This window comes from Sporomusa rhizae, from assembly GCF_041428845.1.
Classification (GTDB): Bacteria; Bacillota; Negativicutes; order Sporomusales; family Sporomusaceae; genus Sporomusa; species Sporomusa rhizae.
In genome coordinates this window covers 3,095,033-3,109,050 of sequence record NZ_CP156925.1, presented here as the reverse complement: position 1 = coordinate 3,109,050, position 14,018 = coordinate 3,095,033, and the positions used below count along the sequence as shown (strand labels likewise).

The window sequence follows — 14,018 nt, the reverse complement described above, 5'->3', positions numbered from 1 at the left end:
GGTCTTTTGTACTTTTCTTCCCTGTATTTTACGCTATATTAAAACATTGATATGTGATATAATATTTTCGCTGATAGTATTGCGAAATACAGATATTAATATATACGAATGAAAGGGGCATTAAGACATGCCAAAAAAGGACTACAATTGGATTATTGGCTGTCTGACGCTGGTGCTTTCCCTTGCCATTTTGTTTGGCGGCCAATTTTTGTGGAATAAATACGCGGTAGCTAACCCGATAAACAAAATGTTTCAAAATATTAACGGTGTTGAGTCGGTAACGGTGGGGCGCTTGAATGAGCAAGGCAAGAATAATGAAAAGGTAAAAATATATGTAAAGCTTAACAACGTTTCTAACCTGCAGAATTTATATAGTGAAATAACCGACGGGTTGAAACAAGTGGATGGCGGCAAGAAATACGATATCGTTATTCAGGACACACGGACACCTGAATTAGAACAGTTCTATTACACAATTCACTATTATGTTCAAGAAGCTATTTTTACAGGAAACTTTGCAGCAATGGCAGATCATATTACAGCGAAGGCCGTTAGCGCAGGGGTGGATGCTCAGATATATGTTGATACCAAAAATATATATTTAAAGATGACCCGGGGGACGGCGGAAATGTATGTGATTGTTCCTCGAGATGCCAGCAGCCAAGGGGGGAAATAGGATGCGCTATTTTGAGATTATCGGAGGTATGGCGGCAGCTTTAGTAATCTTTTTAGCTGTACAGGGAATTGATATATTTCCGGTGCTGCTTTTGGCTGGTTTACTAGCTGCTTTCTATATCGCTAATGTTAAACGCTCTGGCGGTAAGTCATTTGCTGGTATTTCAAAGAAAGCCGGCGAGGAACAATTGATAAGTTTTGAAGATATTGGCGGCCAGGATATCGCTAAAGGTGAGCTGCAAGAGGCACTTGAGTTTATAAAAGATATTGAAAGACTTAAAAACTTAGGTATTCGCCCGCTTAAAGGCATTTTGCTTAATGGACCGCCCGGTACGGGTAAAACACTTTTAGCAAAAGCGGCAGCTTGTTTTACCGGTTCAGCATTTCTGGCAGCCAGTGGCTCTGAGTTTGTTGAGCTGTACGTCGGTGTTGGTGCCCAGCGGGTTCGACAACTCTTTAAGCAGGCTCGCGATATTGCCAGACGCAATAATAAAAAAAGTGCCGTGATTTTTATTGATGAAATTGAGGTACTCGGCGGCAAACGTGGGCAAAATTCCGGACATATGGAGTACGACCAAACACTGAATGAATTATTGGTACAAATGGATGGCATGTCAGAAAATGACGATATCCGGGTGTTAGTAATTGGGGCAACGAACAGAAGTGATATGCTTGACCCTGCGTTATTGCGTCCGGGCCGATTTGACCGGCAGGTTAAAGTTGATTTGCCTGATAAAAAAGGCCGGGTCAAAATTCTTGAATTGCATACGCGTAATAAACCCTTGGCAGAGGATGTTTTGCTGGAAGAGGTTGCTAATGACACCTTTGGGTTTTCGGGGGCTCATTTGGAGAGTGTAGCTAATGAAGCAGCTATTCTAGCTTTCCGGGAAAACGCCGGAGAAATTACTGCCCAACATTTACGCAGTGCGGTCGAAAAAGTAATTATGGGAGAAAAATTGGATAGAATTCCGGGCGGTGAGGAAAAAAGCCGGATTGCTATTCATGAAACAGGGCATGCGGTGCTGAGTGAATGTATTCAACCGGGCTCTGTTGCCAGTGTCAACGTAGTTCCTCGTGGTAATGCCTTAGGTTATGTGCGGCAAACACAGCAAGAAGATATGTATTTGTATACTGTCGATTTCATTAAAGGCAAAATAGCGGTTGCGATTGCGGGGGCGATTGCTGAAGATATATTCCTGGGGGCACGTAGTACTGGTTCGGATAATGACTTTAAGCAGGCTGCAAGTATGGCGAAACAAATTATATTTGGCGGTATGTCCGAGCTTGGTATTGTATCACCGGAGGATGTGCCTAAAGACCTGCTCCATAATGCTATCACCAGCATTATAAAAGAGATTGAATGCAAAGTAAGGACTATGCTTATGGATAAAAAAACCGAGTTTGACACGGTGGTAAAAATATTACTAGCGAAAGAATTTATTTCTGGAAGCGAGTTTCGCGTTCTTCTGAATAACTCTGAACAAGTGGCGTAAAGTCCATCCTATTAGATGGGCTTTTTTTCGTATACTACTGCATTTCGTGGAAAAAATAAATTAGTATGATGAAAACAGCGATTTTTCTAGGCGGCGGTGCTTCAGCTGCCGAAGGTGCACCTGTACAAAGTGCACTTTTTAAAAAATATTTTAAAGCACTTCGTGCCGAAAATAATTATAGTGACTATAAGCGGGTAAGTGAGCTTAGTGCCTACTTTAAGCAAATGTTTTTTATTGATGTGCTTAATGATGATTTAGATGAGATTAATTTCCCGACGTTCGAAGAAGCAATAGGTCTTTTGGATTTGGCGGTACGCAAGCGCCAGTCTTTCCGGGATTTTGATCTGGAAAACCTGGCAAAAAGCAGTAATCGAATTGGCTTTATTCGGCAATATTTGGTTCTGCTAATGGCTGAGGTACTTGAGGATAAAACGGCAGCAGTTAAAGGTCTACATCGTTCTTTAGTTGAACGGCTCAACAAATTTGGCGTCCTAAAAGACATGATATTTATCTCCACTAACTACGACGTTCTTATTGATAGGGCGTTAGCTTCGTGTGAAGATACATTTTTAGACTATGGTATAGACTTTAGCAACTACAGAAGTCCAATGTGCTCCCCGGAAGAGCGTAAGCAGGCTGTCAGTTTGTATAAAATCCACGGTTCTTTGAATTGGTCCTATTGCCCGACTTGCAATTTACTAAAGCTTATCAAATATCAGCAAGGATTGCTTAAGCTTTTAACTGATCCGTCTCAAGCAGTTTGTGCAATTTGTCAATCTGTTAAGACTCCGGTAATTGTCCCGCCTACTTTTTTCAAAGATATGTCCAACAGCTTTTTAAATATTGTTTGGCATAAGACGGAAGCAAGTCTCAAAGATGTTGGGCATCTTGTTTTCTGCGGCTATTCTCTCCCCGACGCTGACATGCATATCAAGTACCTTTTAAAACGGATTCAGACCAATCGTACTGACAGGTTAAAGATAACCGTAATTAATAACTATCAAGGCAAGAAAATGGAAAAGGCTGAAGAAGAGAAAAATCGTTATATGCGTTTTTTAGGTACAAAAACTCGTTTTACTGATGATACATTCGAAGATTTTTGTCAGCGCCCGGAAAACTTTTTATAGTTGTTCCACTTCTTGGACTTGGATTTTATTTTAAAGCTTAGTATGTAATTTTAGTCAACATTAGCACAGAGAAAACCCATCAGTTAAAAATGATGGGTTTTCTGACGTTTACTCTAAATTTTTTCGAAAATGATGAACTTAAAAATGGATATTATTTACATGACAGGTATTTATAGTATAAAAGTGTTATAATATGGATTAGGTAAAGGTGTTGGAGGTTAAAAATGGATGTTGTAAAAATATTTTGGGAAGACCCATATCTTACAGAATTAGATGCAAAAGTAACAAGCGTTGAGAATGACTACATTACTGTAGATAGAACAATTGCTTTTGCTTTCTCTGGTGGACAAGAAAGCGATACCGGAACAATAGGTGGTTTAAAAATACTTAATGCCGAAAAACGGGATAAGCAGATTGTATATCAGTTAGCCGGACATGCCATGTCAGTAAATAATCCTGCGCGAATATGCATTGATTGGAACAGACGGTATTCGCTTATGAGACTACATTTTGCGGCGGAAGTTGTTTTGGAACTTATCTATCAAAAATTTAATCACCCCGAAAAAATCGGAGCGCATATAGCAGAAGATAAAGCGAGAGTGGACTTTTATTGGCAAGGTAATATATCCCAAACCTTTAGTTTGCTTCAAGATGAAATTCAGAAACTTGTTAGTAATGATTTGCCGATTACAAGTGCTTTCAGTGACCCGGAAAACGAAGTACGGTATTGGGAAATTAATAACTTCGCTAAAGTGCCCTGTGGAGGTACACATATAAAAAGGACAGGTGAAATTGGGGAAGTAGTACTAAAAAGAAATAACATTGGAAAAGGAAAAGAGAGAATTGAGATTTTTTTAAAAGAGTAACATTATAAAAAGTCGACTTGCTCCGTACTATGATGGTAAAAAGCCATAAGGATAAAAGAAGAGAGTAAGTAGTAATACAGATTACTAAACTTACTCTCTAATTATTTATATTGGTAATTTTACTTATTTTTGATTAAAGGCCAGCAATAAAATATTATTACCGTGTTTAGAAGCGAACTCTTTTTCAAACTTTTTAATAGTTTCAAGCTCGTCTAAGGATAAGGAGGCAAAATCAGTATTGTTCGCGTGCATTGTAAAGACTCCTTTCTATAATGAGATTCATTTTAATTTTTCCCATTATAGAAATTATATGCTTCTTACAGGCGACCGCTGCAGTTTAAAACATTGCGGATTTTGTGCTTAACCATACCTTTGATTGCTTCACGGGCGGGTTTGAGATACTGACGAGGGTCGAAATCGGATGGGTGATTGGCAAGGTGTTCTCTAATGGAAGCAGTCATAGCCAAGCGAAGGTCGGTATCAATATTAATTTTACATACACCCAGTTTCCCGGCTCTGAGCAGCATATCTTCAGGAACTCCTTGAGCGCCTTTAATTTGGCCGCCAAAATTATTGCATTTCTCGACAAACTCAGGCAGAACGGTCGATGCACCATGCAATACCAGCGGGAAGTTCGGTAACAGACGGGAAATTGTTTCAAGACGGTCAAAGTCAAGTTTGCATTCACCTTTGAATTTGTAGGCACCGTGACTTGTGCCGATAGCAATTGCAAGGGAGTCTACACCGGTACGCTGTACAAACTCAACTGCTTGATCCGGATCAGTATATGTAGCGTCTTTTGCGCTAACGTTAACAGCATCTTCAACACCGGCCAAACGGCCAAGCTCTGCTTCAACTACTACGCCGCGCTCATGCGCATAATCAACAACTTTTTTAGTCAGGGCAATATTTTCTTCAAACGGCAATTTAGAGCCGTCAATCATAACCGAAGAAAATCCGCCGTCAATGCAGGATTTGCAGATTTCGAAATCTTCACCATGATCGAGGTGTAAGCAAATAGGTAAGTTTGAATCTTCCAGAGCTGCCTCGACTAGTTTCACAAGGTAGATATGTCTGGCGTATTTACGGGCACCGGCAGATACTTGAAGGATGAGTGGAGCTTGTTCTTCTTTTGCAGCGTCAACAATGCCTTGAATAATTTCCATATTGTTAACGTTAAAAGCGCCAACGGCATACTGTCCTTCATAGGCTTTTTTAAACATGTCTTTTGAGGTTACTAATGGCATGGGAATCCCTCCTAAGTTTTTCCTGAGCAGATATATTGTAGCACATTTTAAATACATTATAGCATATTTGGAATTTTTCCGCCAAGTTTGCTAATAAGATTAATAAAATCTAAAGGTAACTTAGTCGAAATAGTAACTGGAGTGCAAGTAATAGGATGTGGCAGAGTTAAATGTGCTGCATGTAAAGCTTGGCGGTTAATTAACGTTTTAGAACCTCCATAGAGGTCATCGCCTAATAAAGGGCAGCCAATGTGGCTGAGATGAACCCGTATTTGATGCGTTCGTCCGGTTTCCAATGTAATTTCAAGTATGCTGGCTTCATCAAAACTTGCTATGACACGATAATGGGTAAGGGCAGCTTGTCCGTCAGCTCGAACTTCCCGCTCGATAATACTATTTGCCTTTCGACCAATAGGGGCATCAATAGTACCCGATGCCGGGGAAGGCGTTCCATTAGTAACAGCTAAATATTGCTTTATTAATAGTTTGTGATTTTGATTCAGCCAGTGTTGAATATCCGGGCGTTTGGCTATTAGCACTAACCCCGATGTGTTCCGATCTAACCGATTAACCGGATGAAAGCCGCAAGAATAATTTTGTACATTATAATAATGCATTATAGCATTGCCTAATGTTCCTGAATGTTCTCCGGCTGCGGGATGCACAAGCATACCCGCAGGTTTGTCTACTGCCAGAAGCCATTCGTCTTCGTAAATTATGTTAAGCTCCAGGGACTCGGCAATTATAGAGGAATTTTCCGGCCAGGAGACAGTGATAATATCCCCGGGATATACAAGATCATGAGCGGCGGCAGGTTGTGAATTAATCACAAGAGTTCCGTTGTTTTTTATTTTGCGCCATAGAGTTAATGACACGCCGGCTTGCCGACGTAAAAAATCTTTTGCAGGCAAGGCAGAAGTAGTTGGCGGAACCATAAAATCTGGCATAATGACTCCTTTGCTTAAATTGGTAGTTATTACATATTATTTCGTAGAAAAAATATAAAAATCCTTTCATGGAAAAGTCCAGTACAAAGGCTGTTCTATAGGGCAAAAAAAAGGAGGCAAATTGCCTCCGGTGCAAACGACTCTGTTACATTGTATTTTGGAGCATACTTATCATTTCTGCCAAGTGTTCTCTTTCCATGCTAATTGATTCCTTAATATAATCCCCCATGGGATTTGTCCGTAATCCATAGTAGTAGGCAAAACGGCGGTGTCGCCGAATAAGCCCTAAGAGGAGGGATAAAATCAGTAAACGGTTGCCAAAAAACTGACGCTCGGTTTCCGCCAGCTCGCTGTCACGCATTGAGAAACCCTGCTTCTTCATGACTGTGGCCAAATTGTCATCGTGCATGCAAATCATATGGATTACATCCAAGTAAGATTCCCAATGTTTTTCCGCAATTGTTTCTAGTGAGTCTCGCATGCCATCAATAGCGTGTTCGGACGCTTCCACACAGTTTTGCATAAGCTCAAGCTGTTCTATAGCTTCATGATGTAGAGTAGTCATATGCACTGGATCAACGGCCAGTGACCGGCGGTTGTATAGTTTTCTCATGGAACATCTTCTCCTCTGCCAAGGCTATAGAAAAACTTTTAGCGACGACCTTTAAATGGAGCAATGAAGCGAATCATTTTGATTGGCACATGTAATGAAATGGCGCGACGGCAAAACGTGCTGTTAACGATGATATAGTCGCATCCTACATAACAAATTGTTCCGCAGAAAGTAGAACCTTTGCGATCAATTATGGCATCAGTACCGATGATAATTTCATCGCCCAGGAAGCAAAGCAGGCGGTCTTTGAAGCTATCACGATACATTTTGTAAGCCATAGGATCAGTCATTAACTCGTCTTCGCAGCACATCATTTCTTTTTCCGGAAAATCGCAGCACATTTTATCTTCTGGACCATACCAATGTGGATATTTAGATTCCATAAATATCAATGACCTCCTTTATTTACCTTATGAGAAGTTATACATGTTTAGATTTCGGTTTCTACTTCAGCATATGAATTTCAAATACATAATGTTACAGCAGTCAACAATTTAGAAATAGGAATTAAATAGGACTTAAGCACTAGACGGATTCTCTGTTCGAGGCAGGAAAAAAGGCGTATTCAGCGAATATATAACCTATCCTTATAAGGTAGGTGGCCTGCAGTCAATGGAATTTATGAAAAATAGCAACATTATTCTTATGGGCTTTTTGGTATGGCTGATTATTGCACCGCGTGTTAATAGTCCGCGTTACGGCGAACTATTTTTGGCTTATATGACAGCGCTTTTGTTTTCTCTAATTGGCAGTTCGGAGATTATGATGATAAAGCCAGTCGCTTTCTTCTTTACGTTAGGCGGAGTGCTGGCTTTTTGTTACGTTGTCGTACGGAAAACAATCAGAATAACAATTAGAAGATAAGGGGGCAAATTCATGCCTGCAAATGCTGAAAAAAGATCTAATCACCGGGGGCGGGATAGTAAAGAAAATGAAAGGGCCGAAGTCCGCTATTTTAAAGGGGAAGATCAATTTGAACGGTGGCGTAAAGAATTCGTACAACATCAGGATTATGAGCTTAAATTGGCGTCAGTTAGTAAGCTGAATTATGAACCGGTCGACTACCAAGGCTTACTTGTGCGGGAATCATTTCCCGAACTAAAACTGACTGATTATAGCCACCTTGTTGGGATTGCTAAACAAAAAGCCGAGGAGAAATACTTCTACCCGGTTGCCGCCAGGATTGCTGGAATCGTATGTTTACTGGGTATTTTGGTTATACTTTTTAGTCCAATCACGCTCTTAATAACGGCTGCATTAGGGGTAGCCACTGGTGTATCGTTGCACTTTACAATAAAGGATAGGGAAAGTGCAATAAAAAAAGCGGAAGAGAATGCACTAGAGGAGATCGCCAAACGAAACGAACAGGAACGCCAAGTACATGCAGAGCGTAAACGTCAGCATGATGAGAAAGAAGATGCTCGTATCGGGCAAACCGAGCTGCTGCTCTCGGGTGAACCTAGTGCAGTTAGGTCCAGACTGGATGAAGTTTTAAATCGTCTAAAGCTGCCCGTTGTCGTGGAAGTAGATATCGATTTTTATAATAACATCCCGTTAGTGAAGGTATGGTTGCCGGCAAAAGGTGTCATTCCCAAACAAACATGCGAAATGCTCACTTCGGGGCGGCTTCAATACCAAGATAAAGATACCCGGGTTTATAACAAACAATATTTTGAGTTATGTGCAGGAATTATCTTGCAAATTATGTCTGCGATAATGGCAAATATACCGTCATTTCAAGAAGGATATGCAGCCGGTATTGTTAAAAACGATCTTAGTGATGATTGTGTGTTAGCCGTTAAAATTCCTCGTGAAAAGATCGATACTGTTGGGCGTGCGTCTAATGCGGTCGCCGCAATTCAGGCATTTGATGCAGTATATGAATGCGATACTGCGTTAGTTCTGTATCCTGTTAATATGTTGTACCCGCCGGAATGGGAAGAGGTCGATAAACAATCATTAAAGAGCCTGCGGGTGCGGATTTTCAAATAGAAAGATAATTAATACATAGTAGTATTTATTGTTGAATTTTGAAGTAATTTGTAATATTAACATTTTGTGGGAAGGGAGTAAGTAAGTTTTTGTAGAATAAATAAGTATGGCGCTCTTGAGAGCCGGGGAGATACTCCCTGGCCTTTTTGCGTAATTGAAAGCTAGGTACCTTTCATTAGTTGAGAGAACGACTAAGGCATCTGTTGATGACTTAGGGCTTGGCGTTTGACAGAGCGTACAGCATAGTTTTTAATAAAATATGGCGGGTGAGGGATTTATGGTTCAAATCGCTACTAAGTCTTATAATGTGAAAGACATTACTCCTGGTATGACGATTGGAAAACCAGTGTTGGGAACCAATGGTCGTGTAATTCTAGCTGAAGGTATCATCATTTCGGAGCGAATTATTGAGCAACTTAATAATTGGGGGATAAGCTCGATTGACATCCAGGAAATTAGTCAGACCGTTAGTGCGCATGTTGAAGAAATCGAACATTGTGCAAAGCAGACTAAGGAAAACTATGAAAAAACATTAGATTTGTTAAAAACAAATTTTGAGCAGACCCGCCGTTACAAGAAGTTGTCTGTAGCCTCTATGCGCCAGTTATCTGATGATCTTATTAAACAATTAGTTAATACTTCTGGCATAATTTCTTTTTTGTTGATGTTAGAGCGCAAGGATGATTATACTTTTCATCATTCTTTGAATGTATCAATATTATCAGGTGTATTAGGAAAATGGCTTGGAGTTTCGGAGCAAGACCTAAGTGATTTAACTCTTGCCGGGTTAATGCATGACGCAGGCAAAGCTTTGATAGATATCGGTATTTTAAATAAACCGGAAAAATTAACGGGTAAAGAATTCGAAATTATGCGTTATCACCCGGTATTTGGTTATGAGCTTTTACGGGAAGATAAACAGTTACCTGAAGCTGTAAGGTTAGGAGTGCTTCAGCATCATGAACGGATGGATGGCAGCGGTTATCCGCTAAAGCTCTCCGGGGGACAAATACATACCTTTGGAAAGATTATCGCGATAGCCGATATTTATGATGCAATGACTTCTGATCGAGTATATAGAAGCAAAGTTGACCCATTTAGTGTTGTGGAAACTTTAGCGGGTGAGATGTTTGGCAAAATTGATGCGGAGTTCTGTTCGGTATTTTTACAAAATATCAGTAACTATTTAACGGGGAAATTTCTGCGTTTAACTGATGGCAGAGTTGCTGAGGTTGTCTACTATGACAATGTAAGCTACCGGCGCCCGGTTATACGCACTAATGATAACGAATTTATCGATTTAAACAAAAATAGATCCATTGGGATTAGCGAAGTGCTAGATGTCTGATTGTTCAATCAATTACGGTATGGTATAATATGGACATAAGGTTCGAAGAAGAAGCATAATTTGCCGGGGGGTTGAGCGGTATGCAAAAAATGCTGCTGATTATGGCCTGCTGTTCTTTTCTTTGGAACTATACCATTCCTCAACGTTACATGCGTTATGAAAAAGGTGAAATTTTATGTGGGCGCCGTTTTAGTAGAATGGCGTTACTTAAATTAGCGAGGCACGCCGGTTCAAAAGTCGCCCGGCGTGTTGCGCTTATTTTGTTATTTTTCGTTTGGATAATTCTTTCGTGCTACTTTATCATTATTAGTGCTGTCTTTCCAACCATTGGGCTCAAGACAGTAGCAATGCTTACCGCTATTTTGGGTACAATCGGATTGTGGCAAGACATGGAAGCCGCTAACCGCAATTTTACCGAGTGGTGTTACAATCAGGAAGACAATATGATAATGCTTAGCAAAGGCTGTTTGGAAATTGTTCTGGCCGGTCTTATCTTTATCAATATTTATCTGGGAAATTAATTTCCCTAATTTTTTGTCCACTTGTAGAAGGATATTGTATTTATATGGAGAATATAAAGTGCCATGCCAATTAAATGTGTATACTAGAGGGGGATGGTCATGGCACTAATTGTAAAAAAATTCGGAGGAAGCTCTGTAGCTACACCCGAAAAAATTATGGCAGTTGCCAAACGGGTGTTGCAGGAAAAGCACCCGGAAGATAGAATTGTCGTTGTAGTATCAGCAATGGGAGATACTACAGACGATTTAATAAGTTTGGCTGAAGCAGTGACAGACAAAACCTATGGACGGGAAATGGATATGCTTTTAGCAACAGGTGAACAGATATCCATTTCCCTTTTAGCCATGGCTTTTGCTAAATTAGGACATGAGGCCGTGTCTATGACTGGGTTCCAGGCGGGTATTACCACAAACGAGGTTTTTAATAAAGCCAAGATTACCGGTATTGCTCCGGAAAAGGTGTTAGCAGAACTTAATGCTGGCAAAATAGTAGTAGTTGCAGGTTTTCAGGGAATAACTAAGGCTGGAGATATTACTACTTTGGGCCGGGGTGGTTCGGATACTACCGCAGTTGCCGTAGCGGCAGGCTTAAAGGCCGATCACTGCGAGATATACACTGACGTCGATGGTATTTATTCTTCCGATCCCAGAGTTGTTTCAGATGCAAGGCGGATGAAAGAAATTACCTATAATGAAATGCTTGAACTGGCTAGACTCGGTGCCGGTGTAATGCACCCGCGTTCCGTAGAACTAGGAAAACATTATGGTATGCCGATTCATGTCCGTTCCACTTTTACACACGAACAAGGTACTTTTATCAGGGAGGAATATACGATGGAAGAAAAAGAGTTTGTAATTCGTGGTGTAACTCATGACACCAATGTTGCCAAAATTGCTGTATTAGGAGTACCTAACCGTCCTGGAATTGCGTATAAAATATTTTCTGCGCTGGCGAAAGCTAATATCGATGTTGACATGATTGTGCAAAGTATTCGTGTAGCTGACAAAGATATTATTGATATGGTGTTTACCATTGCGCAAGGCGATGTTGCCCGAGCCAGGAGTATACTTGAAAAGATCAATCAGGAAATAAGTTTTGGCGGGCTGACAATTGACGAGAATGTAGCTAAAGTTTCAGTTGTAGGCGCCGGTATGTTAGGCAACCCAGGAATTGCGGCTGCTACCTTTGGTGCTTTGGCTGATGCAAGTATTAATATTGAGGTTATTAGTACCTCAGAAATCAGTATATCTTGTCTTATCGAAGCAGGAAAAGTAAAACAAGCTGTTAACTCCATACATAATCGTTTCTTTCCTGCTAACTAAAGGAGCAAGGCTTATGCCAACCTTCATAACGGCAGCGGAACAATATTAATCTTGGCGAAGTATCTTTTGTTCTATGCAGAGCGTAAACAGTCCCTAATTATGTGGGGACTGTTTTATTTTGCTTGTAATATAGTTAACATAATAGCAAAATGTTAATGGTAAGCATTTCATGAATTTCAATTAATTACTAACTATATTTTATCTAAAATAAAAAGGAATTGTAGTAAAGTAAGCGAATTAGTTACAACACTAGGTAGTTAACATAATAAATTAACTGCTTGGCGATGCTTATTACTCCAATAGCGTAATAAAGAACTAAAAGGAAGAGTAATAAGTATAATCGGTCAGTCTGAAAAACTGGTCTGAGGTAAAGCTGAGTACATATGAGGAAACGTGGAAACTCATTTTGGAAAGGGCAGTAACCTCCCAGGAAACGCAGGCTAGACAGGTTAGTATGGGTAACTTGAACCTGGATTCCTGTAGCAAAAAAACAAAGAATTCAAAAAACTAGGGAGGGACTTACTGTGAAAAAGAAATTGATTGCTGCCGCTGTGATGGCTACTCTGGCAGTATCTACTGCATCGGTTTTCGCCGCCGCTCCTGCTTTCTCCGGTGACGCTAAAATTGAATGGAACAACCAAACCAGTGGTGGTACTGACAACTACCTTATTAACCGCGTTCGGTTAAACATGGATGCCAGCATTGATGACACTTTCTCGCTTCATAGTCGTGCTGTTATGCTTAACGATCTGAAAAATGGCAATGGTTCTAATGGGGTAACTTTTGACCAAGCTTATCTTGGAGCCAAATTTAGCAATGTTGATATCAAAGCTGGTAAGCAATCGTTATACTCCGGCCAAGGTTTGTTGATGGACGACGACAATTTTAGTGGTGTACAAGCTGGAACAACTTTAGAAAATGTAAAATTAAGCGGTTTCTATGGTCATGATAACGATGCTAATAAAATTACCTTAGCCGAAATGGCAACTTCTTTTGGTAAAGTAAATGTTGGTGCTAACTATCTTAAACAAGATGACGCTAAATATTGGGGTGTAAATGCTTCTACTCCGATTACGAACAATGCGGCATTCAACATTGAATATGTGAAAAATACCGACACCAGCGCTACCGGATATCTTGCTGAAGTAAAGGTTGGCAATGCTGTTAAAAAAGGCGATATTGATTATTCCCTTATTTACCGCGATATTGACGCAGGCGCAATTAACAACCATACTACCAATTACAACTATAGCGACTCCAAAGGCTTCAAAGTAAAAGCCGATTACAAAGTATCTGACAATGCTAAACTTGCCGTATACCATGACATGGGTAAAAACCATACTACCGATGTTGACCAAAATCGTACTAACGTAGAATTCTCTGTAAACTTCTAATTTAATCAACTTTTTCAAGGCGGCTTTGCATAAGCCGCCTTTTTAATTTGCACCAGTTATGCCATATATTACAATGTATTTATGTTTTTAATAACAGGCATTATATAAACAGGCACCAAAAATATTTTAAAAATGGAGGTTTTGCGTAATGTCAAGGACTAATAAACCTGTGAACCCTGCAGCGCAAAATGGCCTCGACCGTTTGAAAGAAGAAACAGCTGCCGAACTTGGTCTTAAAGATTACAAAAACACCTACAAGGGCGCTCTTACGTCGGCTGACAACGGCCGGGTAGGTGGAAACATGGTTCGCAAAATGATTGAGTCCCAAGAAAATCAATTTGGTGGACAAGGTGGGAATCAAGGAAATCAGGCTAACAAAGCAAACAAAGCTAACCAACAAAATGCAGGTACTACGCTTACTTCTCAATATGATATCAACGAATAATCCTAAGCAGGCATAAAGCCTGCTCAG

At 40.2% G+C, this 14,018-nt stretch carries 16 protein-coding genes; 11 read left to right on the top strand and 5 right to left on the bottom strand.

What is annotated here, in order from left to right:
* The first annotated feature begins 127 nt into the window (after positions 1-127).
* The 4 genes from SRRS_RS14720 to SRRS_RS14705 all read left to right on the top strand — a co-directional run bounded on the left by SRRS_RS14720 (position 128) and on the right by SRRS_RS14705 (position 4,161).
* On the top strand, positions 128-676 hold the full coding sequence (locus SRRS_RS14720; RefSeq protein ID WP_371361588.1) for a hypothetical protein: 549 nt from the start codon (positions 128-130) through the stop codon (positions 674-676).
* Position 677: 1 nt separating this feature from the next.
* Complete coding sequence (locus SRRS_RS14715) at positions 678-2,168, top strand: AAA family ATPase (protein WP_371361587.1); 1,491 nt, start codon at positions 678-680, stop codon at positions 2,166-2,168.
* Between the two features lie 65 nt (positions 2,169-2,233).
* Entirely contained in the window at positions 2,234-3,295 is a 1,062-nt protein-coding gene (locus tag SRRS_RS14710; protein ID WP_371361586.1) for an SIR2 family protein, read from the top strand.
* A 224-nt stretch (positions 3,296-3,519) separates the two neighbouring features.
* A complete protein-coding gene (locus SRRS_RS14705; RefSeq protein ID WP_371361584.1) occupies positions 3,520-4,161 on the top strand; it encodes an alanyl-tRNA editing protein in 642 nt (213 codons plus the stop codon).
* Positions 4,162-4,284: 123 nt separating this feature from the next.
* Here the strand turns inward: SRRS_RS14705 and SRRS_RS14700 are convergent, their stop codons facing one another.
* The 5 genes from SRRS_RS14700 to SRRS_RS14680 form a co-directional block, all read right to left on the bottom strand.
* The gene (locus tag SRRS_RS14700) at positions 4,285-4,413 is read right to left on the bottom strand and encodes a hypothetical protein (RefSeq protein WP_371361582.1); all 129 of its coding nucleotides are present in this window, start codon (positions 4,411-4,413) and stop codon (positions 4,285-4,287) included.
* A gap of 65 nt (positions 4,414-4,478) precedes the next feature.
* Positions 4,479-5,408, bottom strand: a complete 930-nt coding sequence (gene fba / locus SRRS_RS14695) for a class II fructose-1,6-bisphosphate aldolase (RefSeq protein ID WP_371361580.1) — start codon at positions 5,406-5,408, stop codon at positions 4,479-4,481.
* Between the two features lie 56 nt (positions 5,409-5,464).
* Complete coding sequence (locus tag SRRS_RS14690; protein ID WP_371361579.1) at positions 5,465-6,355, bottom strand: RluA family pseudouridine synthase; 891 nt, start codon at positions 6,353-6,355, stop codon at positions 5,465-5,467.
* Between the two features lie 145 nt (positions 6,356-6,500).
* Complete coding sequence (locus tag SRRS_RS14685; protein ID WP_371361577.1) at positions 6,501-6,968, bottom strand: hypothetical protein; 468 nt, start codon at positions 6,966-6,968, stop codon at positions 6,501-6,503.
* A 38-nt stretch (positions 6,969-7,006) separates the two neighbouring features.
* On the bottom strand, positions 7,007-7,351 hold the full coding sequence (locus tag SRRS_RS14680) for a hypothetical protein (RefSeq protein ID WP_371361576.1): 345 nt from the start codon (positions 7,349-7,351) through the stop codon (positions 7,007-7,009).
* 229 nt (positions 7,352-7,580) lie between these two features.
* Between SRRS_RS14680 and SRRS_RS14675 the strand changes: the two genes are divergently transcribed.
* The 7 genes from SRRS_RS14675 to SRRS_RS14645 all read left to right on the top strand — a co-directional run bounded on the left by SRRS_RS14675 (position 7,581) and on the right by SRRS_RS14645 (position 13,991).
* Complete coding sequence (locus tag SRRS_RS14675) at positions 7,581-7,832, top strand: hypothetical protein (protein WP_371361574.1); 252 nt, start codon at positions 7,581-7,583, stop codon at positions 7,830-7,832.
* Between the two features lie 12 nt (positions 7,833-7,844).
* Entirely contained in the window at positions 7,845-8,960 is a 1,116-nt protein-coding gene (locus SRRS_RS14670) for a hypothetical protein (RefSeq protein ID WP_371361573.1), read from the top strand.
* 277 nt (positions 8,961-9,237) lie between these two features.
* The gene (locus SRRS_RS14665) at positions 9,238-10,308 is read left to right on the top strand and encodes an HD-GYP domain-containing protein (RefSeq protein WP_371361571.1); all 1,071 of its coding nucleotides are present in this window, start codon (positions 9,238-9,240) and stop codon (positions 10,306-10,308) included.
* An 80-nt stretch (positions 10,309-10,388) separates the two neighbouring features.
* Positions 10,389-10,829 (top strand): hypothetical protein, encoded by a 441-nt coding sequence (locus SRRS_RS14660; protein WP_371361570.1) that lies wholly within the window; start codon positions 10,389-10,391, stop codon positions 10,827-10,829.
* 99 nt (positions 10,830-10,928) lie between these two features.
* On the top strand, positions 10,929-12,152 hold the full coding sequence (locus SRRS_RS14655; RefSeq protein WP_371361568.1) for an aspartate kinase: 1,224 nt from the start codon (positions 10,929-10,931) through the stop codon (positions 12,150-12,152).
* A gap of 524 nt (positions 12,153-12,676) precedes the next feature.
* Positions 12,677-13,546, top strand: a complete 870-nt coding sequence (locus SRRS_RS14650) for a hypothetical protein (protein WP_371361567.1) — start codon at positions 12,677-12,679, stop codon at positions 13,544-13,546.
* Between the two features lie 148 nt (positions 13,547-13,694).
* Positions 13,695-13,991, top strand: coding sequence for a small, acid-soluble spore protein, alpha/beta type (locus SRRS_RS14645; RefSeq protein WP_371361565.1), 297 nt, complete (start codon positions 13,695-13,697; stop codon positions 13,989-13,991).
* Positions 13,992-14,018 lie beyond the last annotated feature (27 nt).